Here is a 22,472-nt window from a genome sequence, read left to right on the forward strand (position 1 = left end):
AGAATAAAAAAATATCTAACGGCCCGGCCAACTTTGTTGGTTGGGCTTTTTATTTTGTCTTTTTTAAGAAATGATGTGGCATTGGCACAAAACAAAGCCATGTTTGGTTTGGGATTTGGCTACGGAAACAAATGCCTCGCTGAGGATGGAGGTTTGCATGCTCAAGGCGTTTTTTTCGAGCGGGTCAATCTTTCGGTTGGGGTGGCCACCAATCGATATGGAAGTCGCGGTTTTTCGTATGAAATTGGTACTGCCCTCACCAAAAAGTTTGGTTGGAATCCGTGGGTAGGGTTTTCATACATCCAATCGGGCGGGGTGGCTATATATATGGATCAGTTTAAAGAAAACGAAGGTTTGTATCATATAAATGGGAGAACCCATTACAACTCAGCGTTGGGAGTAAGAAAGAATCTTTATCAGCAAAACGGCTACGGCAAAGTGTATTTTGAGTTGATTCCCTATATATCGTATCGTACCACCGCCAACTATAGCTCGGTTATTTTTGTTGAGGGCGTTTCTGAACTGCCCCGAGAGCAAAAAATGAACGACAATTTGAATAGCGGATTTGGTTTCGGAGCCAAGTTTACCGTGTATTTTGGCAATGTAAAAGTAAAGGAGAAAAAAACTCCCGAATCAGCCAATTAATTCAGTTCGAAGCTCAAAACCCCCTTTTCGCAACCATTAACCAAAATGGACAATTTCTGAATTCCTGAATAGAAAACTCGTGTGGTTATTGCCCGAAAGGAGTGTTTTTTTGTAATGGTTACAAACTGGTTGGGTAGATAATTTTTCTCACTGATTTTGAATATTTTTTTGCCGTATTCTCCACTTTTCAGAAGGTAATAGATAGCATATTCCACTCGAATGAGTTGTTTTTCTTTCTCCAAATTGGTTAATGAAAACTCAAAATGGAGGTTGTTTCCAATGCCAACTTCTGGAGTAAGTATCTTGAAATCAGAGACCTTGGTATTAATGGTAGATGAAAGGCCGAACAATTTCAACGCCCTTGCATCGCCTTTTTTTAGCAGAGTTCTGCAGGCGTGTTTTAGCAGAGTGTCGGTGTACTTCGTTTTTCCAAACCAATTTTTGGCAATTTTTAAAGTAATTTCCGGGTGGTCTTTGGCAATATCATTGAGGTTGTTGGCCACACTTCTTCTTACATATTCCGATGGGTCGTTTTTTAGGTTTTCCAAAATGGGTAAAATGGGCTTTGGGTCTGTTTTAAATAATGTCAAAGCCATTCCCCATGGTAGCCTGGGTCTGCACCCCTCGCTGGCCAACCGCCTTACATGTTCATTTTTATGTTTGCTCCACTGGGTCATGGACGTAACCATTTGGTTCGGATAGTTGGCTATAAATGGTCTCACGGCAAACTCACACGTAACAAATGTGGTCAGTTCTTCAAATATTTTTATTGATTTTTCAGGAAAAAGAAGTCCATTTTTTTCTATCCATTCGGGCAAAAATAAAAATTCAATTCCTTGAAAATCAAATGGTTTTGATTTCAGTTTTGCTGATAAGTCTAAAATAATTTTGCACGCTTGGTCAAAATTTTGAGGCAAATAAGTGTGCAACACCGAAGTAGTATGTTTTTGCCGCTCTTTAAGTTCTTTTTCAAACCAGTCTTCACAAAAAATGGATTGCACAAATTTCTTTTTATCAAAAGGTTGAATGAACTCTTTTAAAATATCGGCAAAAGAATCGAAGAAATCGGGAGAGTATAAATCTTTTAAGGGTGTGGCCAACTTATTCTTTAAGATGCGTTTCGAGATATTCTTCCACTTCTTTCGGAACCATAAACTTTATGCTGCGACCAATCCTCAAATAGCCTCTAATTTGGGTAGAAGAAATGTTTAGCATCGGGCCTTTTATCATCCGAACTTTTTGATTTTTCGAGAAATCTCCACCAGCGTTGTTTTCGCGGTTATACACAATTAGCTCATATTCCAACAAAATGCGTTCGTGGTCTTTCCACTTGTCAAAATGTTGCAAATTGTCGGAGCCCAAAATAAGGGCAAATTCGTCTTTAGGGTGCTTTTTGCCAAGGGCCAAAAGGGTATTGTAAGTATAGGAAGGTCGAGGCATTTGGAACTCAATGTCGCAAGCCTTAAATCTCGGTTGATCTTTAATGGATAGCTTCACCATTTCCAGTCGGTGATTTTCCGGATAGAGGTCTTTCATTGATTTTAAAGGGTTTTGCGGCGAAACCACAAACCAAATTTCATCCAACTTGGCCTGTTCCAAAATAAACTGACTCAAAATCAAATGACCTTGATGTATGGGGTTGAAGGAACCAAAAAACAAGCCTATTCTCATACCGTTCTGATGTTCAAAAAATATTCTACCAAACTTTCTGCCTCTACAAGTGTGTGGGCTAAATTATTATTAATCAACACAATATCAAACTCTTTTTCAAATTTTAGTTCTTCTGTGGCTTTATTTATCCGTTGATTTAGTTCATTTTCCGCCTCGGTTTCGCGGGCTTTTAACCGATGGATTAGTTCTTCCACACTTGGTGGTCTTAAAAATATGGCCAATGCTTGATGGCCGTATTGATTCTTAATATTCATGCCACCCACCACATCAACATCAAACATTACGGTTTTTCCCTCAGCCCAAATACGCTCTACTTCTGATTTAAGTGTGCCATAATACAATCCTGGATAAACCTGCTCATGCTCTAAAAACTCTTGGTTTTCCAGCTTTTTTTCAAACTCTTCAGGTGTAAGAAAATAATAGTCTTTGCCATCCACCTCATTGGGTCTTTTTTTACGGGTGGTGGCAGATATGCTAAAAGCAAGTTTTTTGTTTACCTCAAGCAAATGCCGCACAACCGTTGTTTTGCCAGAGCCGGAAGGGGCAGAAAATATTATTAACTTGCTCATTATAAAATATTTAGGCTTTGTTCTTTTATCTTTTCTAATTCTTCCTTCATCACAATAACAATTTCTTGAATGGGGGCAAAATTGGCTTTGCTACCCAGCGTGTTTATTTCCCGCCCCATTTCTTGCGATATAAAACCCAGTTTTTTGCCGCTGGGTTCTTTTTTTAGGGCATTGGCAAAATGCTGGCAATGTGCCATCAATCTTGATTTTTCTTCTGCAATATCAATTTTTTCAAGGTAATAAATCAGTTCTTGTTCAAATCGGTTTTGGTCAAATGCTGTATTCGATTTTATTTCTTCGAGGTTTGAAATAAGTTTTGATTTTACCTGTTCTATCCGTTCGGCTTCCAGCGGTTCTATTTTGGGTAATAGATTGATAATGTTGTTGTTGTATTCGTTTAATACCTCTGCAATTTCCTTACCTTCTGTTAGTCGAAAATCGTCAAAACGGTCAAACGCCTGTTCCATGGTCAATACCAAATCGTCCCAGTCGCTATCATCCAGAGTTCCATCTTCACTTTTCATCACGTCGGGCAGCAACAATACGGTTCGCAACGCATCGCCATCGTTTGTTTTTAGTTCGTCGGCCAGGGATTTTATTTGCGAAAAATAATGAATGGCCAAGGGTTTATTCAGTTTCATAGAGTCAGAAACGTCAATGGCTTCCATGGTAACAATGCACAAAACCGAACCTCTGACAAGTTTTTGAGAAAGTAGTTTTCGCAACACCACTTCTTTTTCGCCCAATATTTTTGGAGCTCTTAAATTGAGTTCTAAAAACTTGCCATTCAAAGACTTAATTTCAACTTTGATGTTAAATTTATGGTTCATTTTTTCGGCAATACCATAGCCGGTCATCGAACGTATCATGCTTGTTTCTTATTAAAACTCACCAAATAAACTCCTGTAAAAATTACCCCAGCAAAAATAATCTTTTCTAACGAAAGTGATTGATTTACAGTATTTACGGCAACAAAAATTGCCACAACCGGTTGCAAATAAATATAACTCGAAACCAACGCCGGAGTAGCACGCTGCACAGCCCAAGCATTCAACAGATAGGCTACAAATGTGGTTAATATTGCAACGTAACCAATTGAAATCCAAATAGAAGAGGGAAAATTCGAGTAGTCTGCACTCACAATATCGGCAAGTCCAAATGGTAGAGCTAAAAAGAAGCCAAAAACAAATAAATGCCTGATGACGAAAAGAGTTGAATATTTTTCGAGCAATCGGGTTACATAAACAAGATACATGGCAAAACTGATGGCGTTTAGGGTAACCATTATGTCTCCTTTTACCGTTTCGCCGCCAAATTGGAATTTGGTGCCACCTATAAGTAATATCGCTCCGGCAGCCGCGATAAGTATGCCCGCCACCTGCTGTTTTGAAACAGGTTTTTTGTATAAAAAAAAGGAGAAAATCAACACAAAAATGGGGGCATTTTGCATCAAAACCGATGCGTTTATTTCGGTGGTATGTGCCAAGCCATTGAAAAATAACAGCATATTGCCCGCCACGCCAAATGTGGCTGCAATCAATAGTTGTCCATAGTCTTTTTTAGATTGAATTTTTTCTTTTTTACGGCTAAAAATAGCCACCACATTAAAGAGCAGAGCAGCCACCCCAATTCGGATAAGTACAAAGCCGGAAGCCCCCAAATATTGGGGCATAACCCCTTTGGCCACCGTATAATTGACCCCGTAAATAACGGCTACGGCAAACAAGGCTAAATGCACCGCGAGGCTTTTATTCATGGGGCAATATTAGTTGCTTTGCTGCTTACATGTCGCGAAAATTAGTTCATTTTAACCTTTCTTATTTATCCATAATTCGTTTCGCCTAATGAAACTTAATTTTCTCTCCGGCGAACTCGTCTTAATGGTATGAAAAAAGATTGTTTACTCCGCACACCACAAACCACTATTTTCGCCGGATGTTTTGGGAAGAAATCAGCATTTTTTTGACAAGTAGCAGTGCCGAATGGACAGCCTTGGTGCTGAACTTGTTGTTTGTGGTGCTGTTGATTTTTGAACGAATTGAGGCTTGGTTTTTTGGTGTAATGGCCTCACTGTTAAGTGTTTTTATTTTTATTGAAGCAAAACTTAACTCGGAGGCCTTGCTGTATTCGGTTTATGTAATTCTTGGTATTTACGCATGGCTCACTTGGAAAACGAACAGCAAAAAACAACCCATGCCCATAAAAAAAATTACCCCAAAACTGCTTTTAACCACTTTTGGTATTGGGCTATCAGTATGGCTTTTTTTGGGATGGTTCACAAGTCATTACACCAACAGCGAGCTGCCGTGGGCCGATGCTTTTAGCACATCGTTTGCCTTTGTGGCCACCTATTTAGAGGCAAGAAAAATTTTAGAGTCGTGGCTATGGTGGGTGGTGTTAAACATTTTTAGCGTATGGCTTTATACCCAACGAGATTTAACCATTATGGCGTGGATGATGGCAGGCTTTGCAGTTTTTAGTATTGTTGGTTTTATCGCTTGGCAACGAAAATTGACTACTCAGACGGGTTGATGTATTTACTTTCGTAATATACTGAATAAAAGACTGTTGATGCAATCATTACCAAACTAACCAATAGCATAAGCGTTTTTTCTTTGATATGGTCAAAGTCGATAAAAGCCATAACCAAAAGTGGAGCAAGCAAATGAATGCTGATAGACAAACCCCGCCGAATACTTTTATTTATCCTTTGGCTGAAGGATAACCGAATCATAACCACCAGCACCAGAAGAATGATAAACCTAAACATAAACAAAAAGTTGCCATCCAGCTTAAATAGAAGAACCAATGACCCCATAGTAACTCCAACCACTGTAGGAGCTAAAGCCGCAAACAGTAAAGCCCAGCCAAAATCGGCAGCAGAGGTGCTGCAAACAACCAAAAGCAACATAGCCAGAGCCGTGGCCAATATTAAAAAAATAAGAAACATTTCGGCGGATCGGTAATGGAATATGCCATTTCTACCCTGAAAATCGGTGCAAAGCGAAAAATTGATTCGAATTTTTGAGTAGTTATCTACAAGATAATATTTATCATCGAAAGGCATTTTATTCAAATGATTTAGCAGCTCCTCTTTGCTTGGTTTGGTTTTTTTATCCCAATATTTGAGCATGAGCGGTGCCAATTTGATTAATTTAGTTCGAATATTGCTATCATATTCGGTATTTGTCCGACCCAATTCACTTCCTTCAGCATCTTGATTCAACCTGTTATTTTCGTAAATGTAAGGATAAAAATCGTTGTAATGCTCATAAAATATTGAATCATCCATAATTAGCTGTTCTTCACTTTTCTCTACTACATAAAATCTGTAGCCCATATTGTGGGCAAAAAACAAATATTCCAAACTCAAAAAAAACAGAATAAAAAAGAGGAAAAAGCCCAATCGGCTATTTGCCGGAAGTTTTATATGCACCCGCTTGTTGTTGAACTTTATTTGACGCACCACATAAAGTATGGCAAGCATTATACAAACCAGAGAAATGGGGAGTACTAATGGGGTGTACATCAGTTCCCAAGCATTTCTCTGGTATAGTTCTAAATCGAAGGTAAAAAAGCCGACCAGCATAAAAATGGAATAAAGTATCACCAAAACCGGAACATAAATATGAATTCCAAGCACCCAAAATCGGGGGAATTTTGTGATAAAATATTGGTCGTATTTTTTAAACATTTTTAAGATGGATTGATGTATTTCCGTCTATAATACCTTCCAAAAATATATGTGGTAGCAAAAACACTCATCACAAAAAATGCCCATGCCAGCCACTCAAATGTGGGTTTATCTATGGCATAATGACAATTGCAATTCCAATCTTGATGCAGCCAGCAGCAGTTTATAAGTTCTTCAAAAAGAAAAACATAAGAAATCAAAACAATGGGAATGAAAATGTGCAATGCAATGGCAAATGCCCGTTTTACTGCCACTTTTCTTTTACTAAAAAATGCAAAATAAATTGCGTTTAGAAGCAGAACTGACATGATGGCGATAACATAGATTTCAGTTTTGTGTTTGAAATACGGCGTAGTACTTTCTAATGTGCCGAGCAAAATGCCAAAAACGGTAGGATGCAAGGTAGCCACCAACATACCCCATCCAAAATGGGCAAAATCGGTGTGGCAAACAATAAACAAGAGTGCAGAAATGGCCAATGCCAAAAACAGATAAAACTGCCAAAATTCAATTTCTGCCACCCAAAACAACCCCGATTTTTCGTAAAAATGGTCATAAAATTCCATTTGATTTTCGAACCTAAAATGGTTTTTAAAATGGTTGTAGGCCGTGTCCACATCGTCTTGATATTTTACATGTTTTTTGGCGGCTACGTTTTTACGCAAAATCTCGTGTGGGTCGGTCAGTTTTATATCTCCCTCATATTTGCCGGAAGCGGCCATAAAATCTCGCATCTCTTCATAGACCTGATTTAGTGGAATGGTATCAAAACTGTTGTACCGGTAATTTATTTTATCTTGCAATGAAGAACTCGGATATATCGGGAAATCCCGCCGAAAAATGAGACTGTCTTTGGTTTCGTTCAAATAATACTGCTCATAATAAGTGTAGTATTTGTCCTCTATCTCTGCGGTTTGCATCAAATAAAAATGCGTGTAGCCATTTACCAACGCTTCGATATCTTTCTCAAACTCGGTTGTTTTTAAGGTGTTTTTAGCTTTTAGATAGCCCGCCACGTTAGCCACAAATGGCAAAGCGGAAATGGCAAAAAGCGTAATGAAAAAATAAACGAACGTAAAGAACGATTTAGAGTAGGGCAGTTTTAAATGTACCCTCTTTGTGTTGAACTTTATTTGTCTGATAATAAATAAAATAAACAGCAAAATGGCAGGCAAAATTAGAATTTGGTTGATGTTGGAGAAAAATCCTCGATAACTCGACCAATCAGGCAATGGGTTGAGTGGATAAAGCCAAGTGGCCACAAACAACAGCAAGCCCAAAACCAATATTAGGGGCCAAAAAATGTGCACACCCAGCACCCAACCCAACGGATTTGTTCTGATAAACCGTTGGTTTATTTTCTCGAAATAGTGTCTTAGCTGTTTCATTGGTTAAAAAGTCTTTTGGTTGATTTACTGATGTTTCTAAAATACTTGATGATAAAACCATGTTTTATGGCCGATGTCAAAAAGTCGTTTGATGCTTTTTCCGTGTTTTCATCGGGTTTGTCAATCATTACCTGTATATATTCTCCGGTTTGTTTGTATTCCCAGGTTTGGTGGGTTACATATTTTAAGAAATCCTCCAATTGCTCATGGTTTACCTGTAGTTCAAAAACCAATTTTTCATTTTCTGATTCAAGATTTGTTATAGAGCCACTAAAAACAGCCTGCCCTTTTCTCAAAAAAATCATTTGGTCGCTTACAGTTTCAATTTCGTGCAATTGCTGACTGCTCAATATCACAGCCGTTTGATAGTCTTTGTTTTTAAGAATATTCTTTAAATCGCTCAAAAACTTTTGCTGCGTGTTTATGTCAAGGTTGGCCAAAGGCTCGTCAAGCACCAACAATTTTGGCTTCCCAATCAGCATTCGAGCCAGTTCAAATCGCAAACGGTATCCGGTAGAAATTTCTGTCCATTTTAGGTGTTTATAGTCCATCAACCCTAAAAATTCCAATATCTCATCCAAATAAGTATCAATTTCGGTTGGAGCTATTCCATCTAAAGCGGCTTTAAGCTGCAAATTTTGAATAAGGCTACCAAACCATCTGGGTATGCGTTGTGGTATAAAAGCAATCTGCGATTTCAGCTCCATCCAGTTGCTATTGCCCGTGGCATTGCTGCCAAAATAGGAATATTGCCCATCCGCAAGCAATTCGCCTGCAATAATATTGAGCAGGGTAGTTTTTCCGTTGCCGTTTTCGCCCACAACGCCAACAATGCTGCCTTCGGGCAACTCTATTTTCGGAACGCTCAGATTAAAATTTGACCGAGGAAATGTTTTAGAAATATTCGAAGCACTAAAAATCATAGTTTGAACAAAATAATTGCCTCGAATTTAAACGGATTTGGCTTTTGATATGCCAAATCCATACGAAAAGAAGGTTTTTTCTGACTAAACAGTCATTATTTCTTTTTCTTTAACCACTAAAATAGCGTCGATTTTTTCAGTAAAGGCATCGGTAAGCTTCTGAACTTCGGCTTCTCCATCTTTTGCCATGTCTTCAGAAAGGCCGTTGTTTTTTAGTTTTTTGATGCTTTCGTTGCTATCTCTTCTGATATTGCGTAGGCTAACCTTGCCATTTTCGGCTTCTTTTTTGGCATTTTTTACCAAATCTTTTCTTCTTTCTTCTGTAAGTGGAGGAATATTAATAATGATAATTTGTCCATCATTTTGAGGGTTGTAGCCTAAATTGCTGTTTATAATGCTACGCTCAATGTCATGCAAAAGGTTTTTTTCCCAGGGTTGCACCACAATGGTTCGTGCATCAGGAGTATTCACGTTTGATACTTGACTCAGCGGTACATGTGAGCCATAATATTCAACCATTACCCCATCAAGCATAGAAGGAGAGGCTTTTCCGGCTCTAAGTTTAACCAATTCTTTATTCAGGTGGTCAATGGCTCTATCCATTGCTTCTTTTGTAGAGTCTAAAATTGATTTTAAAGATGCGTCGTCCATTAATGCATTAGATTTTCTGCAAACATACTGATTTTGGCCTTTATCTAAAACATTTTGAGGATATAAGCCCATTTCACCATGAACAGTGCAAAGACCAAAGCTATGGTAAAAAGGTTGGCTAACAGCCGATTCTTCATGTGAAACATGCCCAAGCTAATAAGGCAAATGATGGGCAAACTCAAAAACATGGCACTTTTTGAGGTGTCAACTCCGCTAAATAAAGTGATGGTAAAACCAAAAATAAGCAGCAGCACCATTGAATTGACAAAATTTCGGCTTTGCGTTTGAACATATCGAATAATGCCTGAAACCACTGGAAAAAGCAGTAGCAAAGCAACAGCAATGACACAATAGCTGTAAAAATATTCGGGTAAAAGCACCGCTGTAAAATCAGTTGAAAAGCCCAAACTGTGTATTTCTGAATTAAAAATATTTGGAAAAAACACCCATAACACGCCCAACACTCCAACCACCACAATCAAAAAAGTTTGAATGGCAAGCAAAAACTTGTTTAGGTTTACAGAAGTAATAAGGCCTGTAATAACAATAATTAACGGACTCAGATAAATAGTTTTTGGATAGAACAAGCAGGCCATCCCAAACCAAAACCCAATATCAATAAAAAGGGGTAGGTTTTCTTGCGTGTCATCAAAAGCAAAAAGGGTTCTTTCAAACAAAATGAGCCAAAAAAAATTAGATAAAATAACTTCCCAAGCCAAAAACTGTTCGGGGGTAAAAAAGCCAACCATCATGGCCACTACTACAGGCCAGAGGGTGCGTTGCTCAATCAATCCAAGTCGGGTAAGAAGTTGGCTCAACCAAAAACTCTGAACAACCAGCAAAAAAATGGATAAAATGGTTTTTATTAAAAAACTGATTGACAGCTCACCGAGTACAAACCACTTGTAAAACAACGGCCAGCAGCACCCCGCAATTAAAAATAATGCAATGGCCACCGAGAAAATGCCGCCCTTTTTTATTGTAGAAATCAATGCGGATATTCCAATTTAAGCAATGAAAACTTCCTGTCTTTTGTAACGGGCAATATTAATTTATTGTACCCAATTTGAAGAGCTTCTGAGGGAATTATCGAAACAAAATTATTATCGCTTCGCACCAATATTTTGTATGTAACTTCACCCTCTGGCGTAAACTCATATTGCATTACATCGCCATTGGTTCGCAGTCGGTCGTTATACAATACATACAAATTTGAACGGGTATTTGCCACTACAATCGAGCTGTAATACCCGTTGTCGTTGAGCGAACTTTGGCTCTTTCTTATCAAATATTTCCATCGGATATTACTGGCGGAGTCGATTGAAAACACCAATACATCATCAAAATTATAAATGTTTCGGGCGGTGGTAGAGGGCATTCCGTTTATATAGGTAACGTCTTCTTCGTTTGATACGGATGAGCGTTCGGCAAGAATGGTAATGCCGCCATCTGTGTTTGGAATTACTTCAAGCAAATCAAAGTTTTTTATATCCGGAAAAACAGTAAGTCTTTCTTCTCCAAACAGTTGGCGTTTAAAGTCGGGCGTAAATTCTTTGTAGGTTGATTTTGGTTTGATGGCGGTATCAATGGGCAATTCAAAGTTGAACAATCCTTCAATAACAAACGGATTTTTGCCAGTGTAAAGGGCGGTTAAGTTGATTTTATTTTTGGTTACATCAAAAGTGAAAATTGTTTTTTGAAGATTTTTTGAGGAGTCAAGTATTTGATAATCAATAAGTCGTTTGTTTTTGATGTTGAATTGGTAAACCCAAGCGTTGGCTGGTGTGTTTTCTTTTTTATTGTCAATTTCGTGTTGACTTACCATAAAAAAGGCGTTTCCAGAATTGTCAACCAGCATGTCGGGCATAAAAAAATTGTCGAAAGATTTGGTCAATTCATACTTTTTATAGGCCAACAAACGCATCTTTTTGTCGAAGATAGAAAAGCAAAGAATTCTTCCATTTTGCTCCGATTTCTCGGTATGACTTATTAAAATGCGTTCTCGATTTGGTGAAAATTTTATTCGAAAATCGCCCTTGTCATAATAGTCAGAAATGGCCGCAGTAGTGGCAATTCTGGGCTTATCTATTGGGTTTATATTTTTGTCGTACCATTGATATCGAACCTCGTTTTTTGCATCCACTCTATTGTAATAAGTGGTAAAAATGATAAATCCGGTGTCCTGCAATTCGATGAAAAGAAGTTTAGATTTCTTTAGAGAAATATTTTTGGAAACATTAAAGCCGAGGTTTTCAAAATATCTTTCTATCAAAATATTGTGCGTTAGACTTTTGTAGTTTCTAAAACGGAGCACATACAAACCATCCTGATTTTGACCAATAACCCGCGAGTAAATAGCACTACCTTTTAGTTTCCGCGGATTCGACCATTCAAGGTTTTGACTAAGGCCAATGCTGCATGAAAATGCCAAAGCCGCAAATGCCCCAAAAAATCTCCGAAATATGTTCAACTTTGCAGCCCTCTTTGTCATACACAACAAAGAACGTTATAAAAGATTTCTTAGCATTGAAAAAGAAGAGCTTTCAGGTAAATACGGCAAAAATTGTGGAAACAGCCGTGCTTGTTTCGGTTGAAAAGCAGGGTCAAAACCGACAAGAAACGGAAGATTTTTTGGCCGAACTGGAGTTTTTGGCCACCACTGCGGATGCAGAGGTAAAAAAATGGTTTATTCAAAAGCTGCAAATGCCCGATAGCAAAACCTACGTTGGCACCGGAAAGCTCATAGAAATCGCCAATTATATAGCCGATAAGCAAATAAACACAGCCATTTTTGACGATGAACTTTCTCCCTCACAAATCCGAAATTTGGAAAAGGCTTTGGTGTGCAAAATCATTGACCGCAGCACACTTATATTGGACATATTTGCCAAAAATGCCAAAACTACTCGGGCAAAAACGCAGGTAGAGCTTGCACAAAGCGAGTATCTATTGCCTCGATTGACCCGCATGTGGACGCACCTTGAAAAGCAACGGGGCGGCATAGGTATGAAAGGTCCAGGCGAAAAGGAGATAGAAACCGACCGAAGGATTATTCGTGACAAAATATCGTTGCTCAAAAAGAAGTTGGAAGATATTGATAAACAAAGTGTTACACAGAGAAAGGGCAGGGAAGGGGAGTTGAGGCTGGCTTTGGTGGGATATACCAACGTGGGTAAATCAACCATTATGAATGCTTTGACCAATGCGGAAATTTTGGCTGAAAATAAGTTGTTTGCCACGCTAGATTCCACCGTGCGGAAGTTGGTTTTGGTAAAAGAAGCGGAGGAATATATCCCACCTATTGTCACACTGATTAGCGATACGGTAGGGTTTATCAGAAAACTTCCACATCAGCTCATCGAAAGTTTTAAATCAACCTTAGACGAAATAAAAGAGGCCGATTTGCTGCTGCATGTGGTGGATATTTCGCATGTAAATTTTGAGAGCCACATAGAAGTTGTTACGGAAACTCTCTCTGAAATTGGAGCAGGGAATAAACCGATACTGACTATTTTTAACAAGATAGACGGCTATAATCCGCGAGCTACCGCCGAAGATATTTTTGAAGACGAAACCATTTACAACCTTGAAGAGTTTAAAGAAACTTGGTTTGCAAAACAAAATTCACCAGCCATATTTATCAGTGCTTTTGATAAAGCAGATATTAACCTACTTCGCGAAAAGCTATTTGAACTTTGCAGCGGCTTGAGGTAGCCAAAGAAAGCCGCGGCCTGTTGGTGTTTCGGGAGCCAATTAATTACACATCCTTTCTTTTGATAAATAAACTCATCAAAAATCAACAAAAAATGATAAATGTACTTATCAATATTTTATAATATTGGCAAGTGTATTTATCACTTTTAAATAAAAATGATAAATGTATTTATCAAAATAATAAATTAATTGATAAATATACTTATCAATTATGTATATTTGTAGTTGTTTAGTATGGAAAACATTGAAAAAATATATGCCGAAAGCAGCACGTATCTTAAAAACTTAGACCCCCTATTTCGTCGAGATCAAATAGAAGATGTTGATTGGGCAGAGCGATTGTTATTTATCAAAGGTTCGCGAGGTATTGGCAAAACCACCTTGATTTTGCAACACATACAGGAGCAATATGGCTATGATTCAAAAGTGCTATATGTATCAATGGATAGCTTGCAACTACTTGACTATAAGCTGATAGAGTTAGCGGAATATCACTTTAATCATGGCGGAACACACTTGTTTGTTGATGAAATTCACAAATACCAAAACTGGAGTTTGGAGCTTAAAAACATCAACGATTTGTACAAAAAGCTCAATGTGGTGGTTTCGGGATCCTCTATTTTGCATTTGTATAAAGGCAATGCCGATTTAAGCCGACGTGGGGTAAGTTTTAAACTCAGGGGGCTGTCGTTTCGTGAGTTTTTAAATATCGAAACAAAAAGCAATTTTCCGAAATATAGTTTGGATGATTTGCTCCAAAACCACTTGCAAATCGCTGCCGATATTGGCCAGGTGGTAAATCCGTTGCAATATATTAAGGAATATCTAAAATATGGTTACAACCCATATTACTTGGAAGGAAAGTCCAGTTTTCATCACAAATTAAACAATACGGTAAACCTTATTATAGAGACAGACATTACGCAACTTTTTGGGGTGGATGTGAGCAAAATAATTAAGCTGAAAAAGTTGCTGTATGCCATTGCCGTCAATGTTCCGTTTCAGCCGAATACCTCAAAGTTGGCCACCAGTTTAGAGATAAGTCGAAGCACGTTGAACGCATATTTGCAATACTTGCATGAAGCCGAAATTATACACTTACTTTGGAAGAGCGGCCAGTCGTACAGTCTGATTTCAAAGCCGGAAAAAATTTATTTGAACAACACCAATCTGTGCTTTTTAGTGCCAGAAAGCTCGGTAAACGTTGGCAATTTGCGTGAAACTTTTTTCGTAAATCAGGTATCGGCCATGCACGATGTTTTTGCCAGCACCATTGGCGATTTTTTGGTTGACGATAAATACATTTTTGAGGTGGGTGGCCCCAACAAAAAGTTTACCCAAATTGCCAATCAGGCGGGAAGCTACAAAGTGCAGGATGAAATTTTAATAGGGGCAAAAAACAATATTCCACTATGGCTGTTTGGGTTTTTGTATTGATTTTTTAGTCATTCAATCAACTCAATAAGCCATTTCATCGAACAAAAAAAACGAAAGTCCGCACCTATTTTATTTTCGCTTAAAAAAATGGTATGGCGTTTTTAGAAGTTCGAAATGTTACCAAAGCCTACGAGGGGCATCTGGCCATAAAAGACCTCAACTTTTCGATTCCGGATAAAAAGATTTTTGGATTGTTAGGCCCTAATGGTGCAGGAAAAACGACACTTATTCGCATCATCAATCAAATAACAGCCGCCGATAGCGGGGAGGTAATTTTTGATGGAGAAAAATTGCAACCAAAGCACATAGAACGCATTGGATACTTGCCCGAAGAACGTGGACTTTATAAAAAAATGAAAGTGTTGGAGCAGGTTGTTTATTTTGGCAGATTAAAGAATCTCTCAAAGCAAGAATCTGAAAAAAGAGCGTTGCACTGGCTCAATAAATTTGGACTAAACGATTGGAAATACAAACGCATTGACGAGCTGAGCAAGGGCATGGCTCAAAAGGTTCAATTTATTTTAACGGTTTTGCATCAGCCCGATTTAATAATCCTCGACGAGCCTTTTAGCGGTTTCGACCCAGTAAATACTGAACTGATAAAATCAGAGATTAAGGAGTTAAACAAAGCTGGAGCGACCATCATTTTTTCTACACACCGAATGGAATCGGTGGAGGAAATTTGCGACTATGTGGGCATGATTAACAAATCGCAAAAAGTGTTGGAAGGCAGTGTGATGGACGTAAGAAATTCGTATAAAAAGAATGAATTTGAGGTGGAGTATAAAGGAAGCCTCGATGGTTTTGTGCCTCAGCCGGCAAGTGTGGAAATAAATGATGATACGAAAGTGAACAAAGCCACCTTTGTGATTGATTGGAACGAAAAAAAGGAACTAATAAATAAGTTAAATCAACAAGTTGATATTGAGTCGTTTAATGAAAATTTACCAAGCATAAACGATATTTTTATTGCAAAAGTAAAGGAGGGAAACAATGGGTAAAATTGGATTAATAACCTGGCGGGAATACATTACCAGAGTTCGAAAGAAATCATTTTGGATAATGACCTTTTTGGGGCCGGTGCTCATGGCAGGGTTTTATGGTTTAGTTATTTATGTTTCTCTAAATGATAACATCTCTAAGAATGATCAGAAAATTTTGGTGTATGACGAATCCGGTATTGTCAAAGACAAATTGCAAAACACAGATGATTTGGCTTTTGAATACGGCACGGGTTGGAAAGAAAAGAATGCCAATACGTTGAAAGAAGTTTACACAGGATGGTTGTTTATTCCGGAAGGATTTGATATTTACAATCCGCAAAAAATTGTTTTTGAGTCGGAAAACAATATTTCTATAGATGCCAAAGAGCGAATTTCTGACAGAATAGAAATGGCCATTCGCAATGAAAAAATGAAAAAACTTGGCGTTTCGCAATCATCAATAGACAGCGTGAAAACCACAGTTAGCATAACTGCTCTTACCATTGATGAAACGGGCGAGGCCAAAACCAGTAGCATAGAGGTAAACACCATTGTTGGCATGGCCATGTCTTTTGTTATCTATTTCTTTATCTTTTTATACGGTGTTCAGGTTATGAAAGGTGTAATAGAAGAAAAAACAAATCGGATTGTAGAGATTGTTGTATCAAGCGTTAAACCATTTCAGCTCATGATGGGAAAGGTATTTGGTTTGGCTCTAGTAGGGCTTACACAAATAGGAATGTGGATTGGGCTGACAGCCGTTTTGTCTGTCATAATCACAAAGTTTGTGGTTTCGGGCAATATTGCGGAGGCCATTGAGATGGCAAAACATGCACAAACAATGCCCATAGAGCAAATGGCTCAAATGGATACAAGTCCATTTTCGGGAGCTTTGAGTGGTTTCTTTAATTTGAATTTGCCTTTTATTGTTCTAATGTTTGTCAGCTATTTTATTGGAGGATATTTGATGTATTCGGCTCTTTTTGCCGCCGTTGGAGCTGCCGTAGATGCCGAAACAGAAACACAACAATTTATGATGCCAATTACTTTACCACTCGTTTTTTCAATGGCTATTTCCTTCAGTATGGTGGTTCGCGACCCCAACGGCCCAATGAGTTTTTGGTTGAGCATAGTGCCATTAACCAGCCCGGTGGTGATGATGGTAAGAGCTCCGTTTTTAAACTTAAGCACTCAATGGTGGGAGGTTTTGCTATCGTTGGGATTGCTGGTGGCCACATTTACTTTCACTATATGGCTGGCAGGTAGAATATATCGCACCGGCATATTGATGTATGGCAAAAAAGCAACCTACAAAGAATTGTTTAAATGGCTGTTTTATAAGGGCTAAAAGCCTTCAATAAAAGGCTTAGAAGCAATAAAAAAAACTTTACCAAGCAATCGTGCTTTCCAATACATTTGCTGATGTTTTTCGGTATATGAAATGGGATAAAGCAATTGAGTTTTTGCGAAAATATCTGCTGATAATTTGGCACTACATAAAAGTTGGTTGGCAAAAATATTGGCAGTTCTCATGGTTTAATAGGGCAGCACACAAACAGAGCAGTTTTGGTAAAAAAACACTCCGATTAGGTTATACTTTTTTTGCCATTTTGTTATTATTTTTATTTCTTATAGAAACAAATTTCTTGTGGCTTTTTGGAGCCTCTCCCGGAATTAAAGAAATAAAAAACCCAAAAATTCCGATTGTTTCAAAAGTGTATTCATCTGATAATGTGTTGATTGGGCAGTATTATATCGAAAAAAGAGAACCTGTAACTTTTGAAGAAATAGATACCAACACCATCAATGCATTAATAGCCACCGAAGATATTCGATTTTACAAACATCATGGCCTCGATTTTTATGGCTTAGCTTCAGCAGTTGTCTCTACCATAAAGGGTAATAAGCGAGGTGGGAGTACCATTACCAATCAATTGGCTAAAAATCTATTTAAAACACGAAAAAATAAATCGAAAGGTTTGTTTGGATATATTCCGTTGGTCCGCACGTTGGTAGCCAAAGTCAAAGAGTGGGTCATAGCCTTTAAGTTGGAGTTTTTCTTCAGCAAAAACGAAATTCTGACCATGTATTTCAATACGGTAGATTATGGCAACAACGCCTCTGGAATTAAGTCGGCTTCCACATTTTATTTTTCAAAAAATCCTAAACAGTTAAAAATCGAAGAATCGGCAGTGCTTGTTGGTTTGCTCAAGGGAATAACGAAGTATAACCCAAAATCAAATCCCGAAAATGCCAAGGATAGGCGAAATGTGGTATTGCGTCAAATGACAAAATATGGCTATTTAGATTCTACCAAAATGGAAAAGCTGTGTTTAAAACCGATGAAGCTGAAAATAACGGAAATAGTGAAAGACAAAGGTATTGCCCCGTATTTTAGAAGCACACTCGAAAAGGAATTACACCAATGGTGCGATGAAAACAATGTGAATGTTTATGTGGATGGATTGCAGATTCATACCACCATTGACAGCAGAGTACAAAAATATGCCGAGCAGAGTGTGGCAGAAAATATGCAAAACATACAAGCCAATTTCAAAGCTTCCATCGGTGGTAAATATTGGATTGATAAGACTATTGCCGAACAGAAAAAAGAATTGAAAAACCAAAACGAAAAAACCAAAATGGAGGAAGAGTTCGAGAATTTAGTAAAGCAAAGTGAGCGATATAAATATCTAAAAGCCAGTGATTTGACTGATGAAGAAGCCATGGCCGAAATGGAAAAAAAGCACGCCACCACAATTATTGTTGGAGGCAAACTCAAAAATGCGACTATTTCATCTATAGACTCTATAAAAAATGATTTTGAACAAATGCATTGTGGCATGGTATCCATCAATCCTAAAACAGGCGAGGTATTGGCCTGGGTAGGTGGCAGCAATTGGGAGCAAACAAAGTTTGACAATGTGTGGCAGGCTCGCCGTCAGGTGGGTTCCACATTTAAACCATTGGTATATGCCACAGCCTTAGAGCAAGGCATGGAGCCTTGCAAAACCATGGTGGACAAACCATTAAAGTTTGAAACCAAAATAAACGGAAAAAACGTGACTTGGAATCCAACCAATTCGTATGGAGGATATGCAGGTAGCATGACATTAAGACAAGCACTGGCTCGTTCTTCAAATACGGTTGCCGTGCAATTGGCTCAAGAGGTTGGAGTTAAAAATGTGGTAAAATTTGCCCAATCATGCGGCATTACTTCCGAAATGGAGGCCGACTTGAGCATTGCTTTGGGCACAGCCTCTGTAAGTCTTTTTGAAATGGTTCAAGCCTATGGAGTTTTTGCCAATGGCGGAAAATTGAAAAAAGTGCGATGGATTAACAAAATTTTGTCGAATGATGGTGAGCTTTTGATGGATAATACCAATAATGACGAGGAACAAGCCGTGATGTCGGCAGAAAATGCTTACGCCATGACCTATTTAATAAGAGGAGGGGTGGAAGAAGGAGGTGGCTCAGCTCGTGGGCTGCATAATTACGGGGTAACAGTGGGCAATGAAATTGGTGGAAAAACAGGCACCACCAACGACTATCGCGATGGTTGGTTTATATCCATGAGCCATGATTGTGTGTCGGGAGCTTGGGTAGGAGGCCGCGATATGAGGGTACACTTTGGTTCGGCCTTGGGGCAAGGTGCCAAAACTGGTTTGCCCATTGTTGGAAGGTATCTTCAACTGGCATACAACGATGCAAATTGCCCAATAAAAAAGGGAAAATTCGACCGCCCGGAAGACTATGAAAAGTTTCTCTATTGCTATATCGTACCGGATACAAGCGTAGTCAACGACAGCACACTGCAATTGGCAGATAGCCTTTTTATGGAAATGATTGAGGACAGTTTTGATTTTAAAGAGCTGGACTTGAATGCCCTTCCGGTTCCAACACCTCAGGCGGTAGAAACTGAGCAGTAAGGAAATTAAATTTTCATTTTATAAAATCCGGTTTTACATTTTGATGTATCAAAACCTTGTTTGGAAAGATATTTCAGGAAACCTTCTTGTTTGAAATGGCTCACACTTTTGTCAAGATAAATAATGCCAGTATAATGGAGAAACATATTCCAGTTATAGCCATGGAGATTTTTTAACCAAATTATTTGGTAATCGTTCAGTGGTTGATGATTCCATTTTTTATTTGAAAAAGAATCTATAATCAGAATATTTTCATGGGCTATTTTAATTTCTGCCGGATTGTTTCTAATTACCCACTCGGGTTGCGATATGGGTTGATTTTGTCCCAAATAACCCTTTGAAGTGATGTGCGGAATGCAATGAAACTTAAAATCAGACTCAACAAAGGCAGGAAAAACACACGAAACACCTTGCGGATTTTGAATAGTGAGCAAAGAATATTTTCCCATATCATAAAACACCAATTCGGTGGTATGTGTTAGAGTATTCTTTCGAAAATTTTGAGTCAAAAAGAAGGTTAGGAAGCAGGAAATGCCTGCCAACAAATAAGCAGGTTTGTTTCTTTTTTCAGAAAAAATCAAAAACAAAATGATTGCAAGCGATACCAAAATCAACTCAATTGCGGAAATATAATACCCCTCAATAAACGCATTCGGAATGTTTTGAATAATATCAATTACAGCACGAATAAACCATAGATAGGCTGATAGAAAATAGGCTAAAATGCTACCAACAAGGGGGATAGAGTGAAAAATAAATAAGGCCACAGCAAGATATACCGCCACAGTAATGGCAGGAATAACTATAAGATTGGAAATGAAAAATAGCACCGGAAATTGCTGAAAATAGAATAATCCTAATGGGAAAGTGGCCAATTGTGCAGCCACTGAAACAGCCAATAGGGTATAAACTTTATCTAAAAACCAGGAAGAGGTGGACGACAAATTTCGGAGTTTATTTTTGAGGTAAACGATGCCAGCTACCGCCAAATAAGAGAACTGAAAACCAACATTCATTAAGTTTAGTGGGTTGATAATCAGCAAAATAAAGGCTGAAAAAGCCAGTGTATTATAGATGTTTGTAAACTGTTTTAAATGTTTGCCAAGAGCCAATACCGTAAACATAAGGGCTGCTCTGTTTACCGATGCCGAAAATCCAGTGAGAAGAGCAAAACCCCATAATACCAGAAGAATCAAAGCTAACTGAATGTTCCTTTGCCGCGTTGTTTTATCCAAAAAGCCCAAAAGTTTACTCACCAACAAGAACAAAATGCCCACGTGCAGCCCGCTAACCGCCAACACATGCATGGTGCCAGTGTGAGAAAAGGCCTCCACGGTGTAGTCGTCCAATTCAGATTTGTCTCCCAATAGCAAAGCTTTAACGATCGCTTGGTCAGAGGGGTTGGCAAGGTATTGTTCAATCACCTTTTGCAGAGATTCGTTTAGCCTAAAACCGATGTGAAGCAATTTATTTTTTGTTCCTACACCAACAATGCAATAGTTGTTTTTTCGGGCAAATATTTGATAATCAATATTTTTGTAATGTAAGTATTTCTGATAGTCGAACTCATTGGGGTTGGCTGGAGGTGGTATTTTTATTGGCTCACCATGTATATCCACAATATCGCCATAGTTTGGAATATGTTCTTTTGATAAATAGACCAATATTTTGCCCTGCGTGGTGTGTTCCATACTGTCAAAAACCGACAACACCTCCGCTTCACATTTCCAGAATTTAGTGGTTTCTATGGGTGGTTGAGTCAGGCGAACTCTCAGCTTTGTGGTATCAAAAAAGCCGAAATAATTTGGTTTATTTCTATCAAAAGAAAAGTGGCTTAGACTATAACCCAACAAACCAATTATGATAAAAATCTGAATGCCTTGTGCCGTTTTTAACTTAAATTTAAGCGAAGTTTTTACAAAAAATAAGACAAAATATCCGGCAAGTGCAGCAAGCAAAATAAATGCAATAATGGGCGACCAAAATGGAAAGAAAAAGTAGGCCGAAATGCCCAAAAGGAGCGGAATTAGTAGCCGAACAAAAGGTGCTTCTTTCCAAAAGTTGTTAGTTTGCATAAATGTTTACTTTTTAGAAATTGTATTGGGTTACATATATCGCCGCAAAATCAGTGTTTTTAATTCTTCAACCAATGCGTCATCCATATCCCAATTGCCCGATTCTCCCAAATTGGCCAGCAGCAGTGCGGCCTCATCAAAATTGTTGGCCGTGTCGAGAGCCGATATAGAGGCATTGTATTTTTCGGGATTGTTGCCAAACAATTCGTTTTGCAACTCATAGCGTTTGCTGATGCTGATACCCTTTTTAATAGATTCAAGCTTCGTAAATTTTAATCGCTCATATACATCATTTACCTGCACCGGAGGTGTAGGTTTCGGGGGTGCAACAGGGTTAGGTTTTGGGGCTACGGGTTCTTGTTTTGCAGGTTCTTCAACAATCGGTGCTGTCTCGGGCACAATAGGTTTTACCTCAACAACCGGTTCGGGTTTGGGGGTTGGCAAAACCACGGGTTCAGGTCGAGTAACTTCCACAATAACTTCTGGTTCTTTCTCCAATTCAGGTTCAATCATTATTGGTTCAGGAATAAACTTAGGTTTTGTGATAGGTTGCACTGGTTCCGGCACTTTTATTATTTGTTTGGCAATAGAAAACTGGTCGCATAGGGTGTAAAGTTTAACAATGTGGCTTTGCATTTGAGCCAAATCAATTTCGCTATTCGAATCGTTTATAACCATTCGTTGATGATTGATTTGCAGGAGCTGCAAGGTATTTTCAATTTCTTTTAAAATATCGTCTCTACTCATTGTTAAAACTTTTGTAGAGGCAAAAATAAGGGTAAAAAGCAAAAGA

20 protein-coding genes are annotated in these 22,472 nt (G+C 38.4%); 7 read left to right on the forward strand and 13 right to left on the reverse strand.

The features are described from left to right. The first annotated feature begins 54 nt into the window (after positions 1-54). Positions 55-645: a hypothetical protein gene (locus H6607_01815; protein ID MCB9261098.1), complete on the forward strand. Its 591-nt coding sequence runs from the start codon at positions 55-57 to the stop codon at positions 643-645. Here the strand turns inward: H6607_01815 and H6607_01820 are convergent. Genes H6607_01820 through H6607_01840 form a run of 5 tightly spaced genes read right to left on the reverse strand, consistent with a single transcriptional unit; the run spans position 642 to position 4,641 of the window. Then, positions 642-1,745, reverse strand: a complete 1,104-nt coding sequence (locus tag H6607_01820; GenBank protein MCB9261099.1) for a DNA alkylation repair protein — start codon at positions 1,743-1,745, stop codon at positions 642-644. The genes H6607_01815 and H6607_01820 overlap by 4 nt on opposite strands. Position 1,746: 1 nt before the next feature. Beyond that, a complete protein-coding gene (locus H6607_01825; GenBank protein ID MCB9261100.1) occupies positions 1,747-2,316 on the reverse strand; it encodes a nicotinate-nucleotide adenylyltransferase in 570 nt (189 codons plus the stop codon). After that, a complete protein-coding gene (gene gmk / locus H6607_01830; protein MCB9261101.1) occupies positions 2,313-2,885 on the reverse strand; it encodes a guanylate kinase in 573 nt (190 codons plus the stop codon). Before gmk ends, H6607_01825 begins: the two co-directional genes overlap by 4 nt. Beyond that, entirely contained in the window at positions 2,885-3,754 is an 870-nt protein-coding gene (locus H6607_01835) for a YicC family protein (GenBank protein ID MCB9261102.1), read from the reverse strand. The genes gmk and H6607_01835 overlap by 1 nt, the downstream gene beginning before the upstream one ends. After that, on the reverse strand, positions 3,751-4,641 hold the full coding sequence (locus H6607_01840; GenBank protein ID MCB9261103.1) for a DMT family transporter: 891 nt from the start codon (positions 4,639-4,641) through the stop codon (positions 3,751-3,753). The genes H6607_01835 and H6607_01840 overlap by 4 nt, the downstream gene beginning before the upstream one ends. 179 nt (positions 4,642-4,820) lie before the next feature. Here H6607_01840 and H6607_01845 point away from each other — a divergent pair, with 179 nt between their 5' ends. Further along, on the forward strand, positions 4,821-5,417 hold the full coding sequence (locus tag H6607_01845) for a nicotinamide mononucleotide transporter (protein ID MCB9261104.1): 597 nt from the start codon (positions 4,821-4,823) through the stop codon (positions 5,415-5,417). Here the strand turns inward: H6607_01845 and H6607_01850 are convergent. From H6607_01850 to H6607_01875, 6 genes are all read right to left on the reverse strand, one after another. After that, positions 5,401-6,579 (reverse strand): hypothetical protein, encoded by a 1,179-nt coding sequence (locus H6607_01850; GenBank protein MCB9261105.1) that lies wholly within the window; start codon positions 6,577-6,579, stop codon positions 5,401-5,403. The genes H6607_01845 and H6607_01850 overlap by 17 nt on opposite strands. 2 nt (positions 6,580-6,581) lie before the next feature. Then, on the reverse strand, positions 6,582-7,967 hold the full coding sequence (locus tag H6607_01855; GenBank protein ID MCB9261106.1) for a hypothetical protein: 1,386 nt from the start codon (positions 7,965-7,967) through the stop codon (positions 6,582-6,584). Beyond that, a complete protein-coding gene (locus H6607_01860; protein ID MCB9261107.1) occupies positions 7,964-8,890 on the reverse strand; it encodes an ABC transporter ATP-binding protein in 927 nt (308 codons plus the stop codon). The genes H6607_01855 and H6607_01860 overlap by 4 nt, the downstream gene beginning before the upstream one ends. A gap of 84 nt (positions 8,891-8,974) precedes the next feature. Beyond that, on the reverse strand, positions 8,975-9,541 hold the full coding sequence (frr, locus tag H6607_01865) for a ribosome recycling factor (GenBank protein ID MCB9261108.1): 567 nt from the start codon (positions 9,539-9,541) through the stop codon (positions 8,975-8,977). Positions 9,542-9,585: 44 nt separating this feature from the next. After that, positions 9,586-10,533 carry a hypothetical protein gene (locus H6607_01870; protein MCB9261109.1) on the reverse strand — a complete coding sequence of 316 codons (948 nt, stop codon included), beginning with the start codon at positions 10,531-10,533 and terminating at the stop codon, positions 9,586-9,588. After that, the gene (locus H6607_01875) at positions 10,530-12,032 is read right to left on the reverse strand and encodes a hypothetical protein (GenBank protein MCB9261110.1); all 1,503 of its coding nucleotides are present in this window, start codon (positions 12,030-12,032) and stop codon (positions 10,530-10,532) included. Before H6607_01875 ends, H6607_01870 begins: the two co-directional genes overlap by 4 nt. Between H6607_01875 and hflX the strand changes: the two genes are divergently transcribed. From hflX to H6607_01900, 5 genes are all read left to right on the forward strand, one after another. Further along, positions 11,981-13,255: a GTPase HflX gene (hflX, locus tag H6607_01880; protein MCB9261111.1), complete on the forward strand. Its 1,275-nt coding sequence runs from the start codon at positions 11,981-11,983 to the stop codon at positions 13,253-13,255. The two genes, H6607_01875 and hflX, sit on opposite strands and share 52 nt — an antisense overlap. A gap of 234 nt (positions 13,256-13,489) precedes the next feature. Further along, on the forward strand, positions 13,490-14,692 hold the full coding sequence (locus tag H6607_01885) for an ATP-binding protein (GenBank protein ID MCB9261112.1): 1,203 nt from the start codon (positions 13,490-13,492) through the stop codon (positions 14,690-14,692). 92 nt (positions 14,693-14,784) lie between these two features. Continuing rightward, positions 14,785-15,693, forward strand: coding sequence for an ATP-binding cassette domain-containing protein (locus tag H6607_01890; protein MCB9261113.1), 909 nt, complete (start codon positions 14,785-14,787; stop codon positions 15,691-15,693). Positions 15,694-15,754: 61 nt separating this feature from the next. Next, entirely contained in the window at positions 15,755-17,023 is a 1,269-nt protein-coding gene (locus tag H6607_01895; GenBank protein MCB9261114.1) for an ABC transporter permease, read from the forward strand. 88 nt (positions 17,024-17,111) lie between these two features. Continuing rightward, positions 17,112-19,604: a transglycosylase domain-containing protein gene (locus H6607_01900; GenBank protein ID MCB9261115.1), complete on the forward strand. Its 2,493-nt coding sequence runs from the start codon at positions 17,112-17,114 to the stop codon at positions 19,602-19,604. 5 nt (positions 19,605-19,609) lie between these two features. Here the strand turns inward: H6607_01900 and H6607_01905 are convergent, their stop codons facing one another. Together H6607_01905 and H6607_01910 are read right to left on the reverse strand one after the other, a co-directional pair. Next, a complete protein-coding gene (locus H6607_01905; protein ID MCB9261116.1) occupies positions 19,610-21,679 on the reverse strand; it encodes a ComEC family competence protein in 2,070 nt (689 codons plus the stop codon). A 30-nt stretch (positions 21,680-21,709) separates the two neighbouring features. After that, entirely contained in the window at positions 21,710-22,426 is a 717-nt protein-coding gene (locus tag H6607_01910; protein ID MCB9261117.1) for a hypothetical protein, read from the reverse strand. Positions 22,427-22,472 lie beyond the last annotated feature (46 nt).

The organism is Flavobacteriales bacterium (assembly GCA_020635395.1).
Classification (GTDB): Bacteria; Bacteroidota; Bacteroidia; order NS11-12g; family UBA9320; genus UBA987.

Bases quoted from the DNA above. Each gene is read 5' to 3' on its own strand.
- H6607_01850 (MCB9261105.1), bottom strand. From the start codon at position 6,579: ATGTTTAAAAAATACGACCAATATTTTATCACAAAATTCCCCCGATTT.
- H6607_01910 (MCB9261117.1), bottom strand. From the start codon at position 22,426: ATGAGTAGAGACGATATTTTAAAAGAAATTGAAAATACCTTGCAGCTC.
- H6607_01905 (MCB9261116.1), bottom strand. From the start codon at position 21,679: ATGCAAACTAACAACTTTTGGAAAGAAGCACCTTTTGTTCGGCTACTA.
- H6607_01890 (MCB9261113.1), top strand. From the start codon at position 14,785: ATGGCGTTTTTAGAAGTTCGAAATGTTACCAAAGCCTACGAGGGGCAT.
- H6607_01900 (MCB9261115.1), top strand. From the start codon at position 17,112: ATGAAATGGGATAAAGCAATTGAGTTTTTGCGAAAATATCTGCTGATA.
- hflX (MCB9261111.1), top strand. From the start codon at position 11,981: ATGCCCCAAAAAATCTCCGAAATATGTTCAACTTTGCAGCCCTCTTTG.
- H6607_01840 (MCB9261103.1), bottom strand. From the start codon at position 4,641: ATGAATAAAAGCCTCGCGGTGCATTTAGCCTTGTTTGCCGTAGCCGTT.
- H6607_01845 (MCB9261104.1), top strand. From the start codon at position 4,821: ATGTTTTGGGAAGAAATCAGCATTTTTTTGACAAGTAGCAGTGCCGAA.
- H6607_01835 (MCB9261102.1), bottom strand. From the start codon at position 3,754: ATGATACGTTCGATGACCGGCTATGGTATTGCCGAAAAAATGAACCAT.
- H6607_01895 (MCB9261114.1), top strand. From the start codon at position 15,755: ATGACCTTTTTGGGGCCGGTGCTCATGGCAGGGTTTTATGGTTTAGTT.
- gmk (MCB9261101.1), bottom strand. From the start codon at position 2,885: ATGAGCAAGTTAATAATATTTTCTGCCCCTTCCGGCTCTGGCAAAACA.
- H6607_01825 (MCB9261100.1), bottom strand. From the start codon at position 2,316: ATGAGAATAGGCTTGTTTTTTGGTTCCTTCAACCCCATACATCAAGGT.
- H6607_01875 (MCB9261110.1), bottom strand. From the start codon at position 12,032: ATGACAAAGAGGGCTGCAAAGTTGAACATATTTCGGAGATTTTTTGGG.
- frr (MCB9261108.1), bottom strand. From the start codon at position 9,541: ATGGACGACGCATCTTTAAAATCAATTTTAGACTCTACAAAAGAAGCA.
- H6607_01860 (MCB9261107.1), bottom strand. From the start codon at position 8,890: ATGATTTTTAGTGCTTCGAATATTTCTAAAACATTTCCTCGGTCAAAT.
- H6607_01885 (MCB9261112.1), top strand. From the start codon at position 13,490: ATGGAAAACATTGAAAAAATATATGCCGAAAGCAGCACGTATCTTAAA.
- H6607_01855 (MCB9261106.1), bottom strand. From the start codon at position 7,967: ATGAAACAGCTAAGACACTATTTCGAGAAAATAAACCAACGGTTTATC.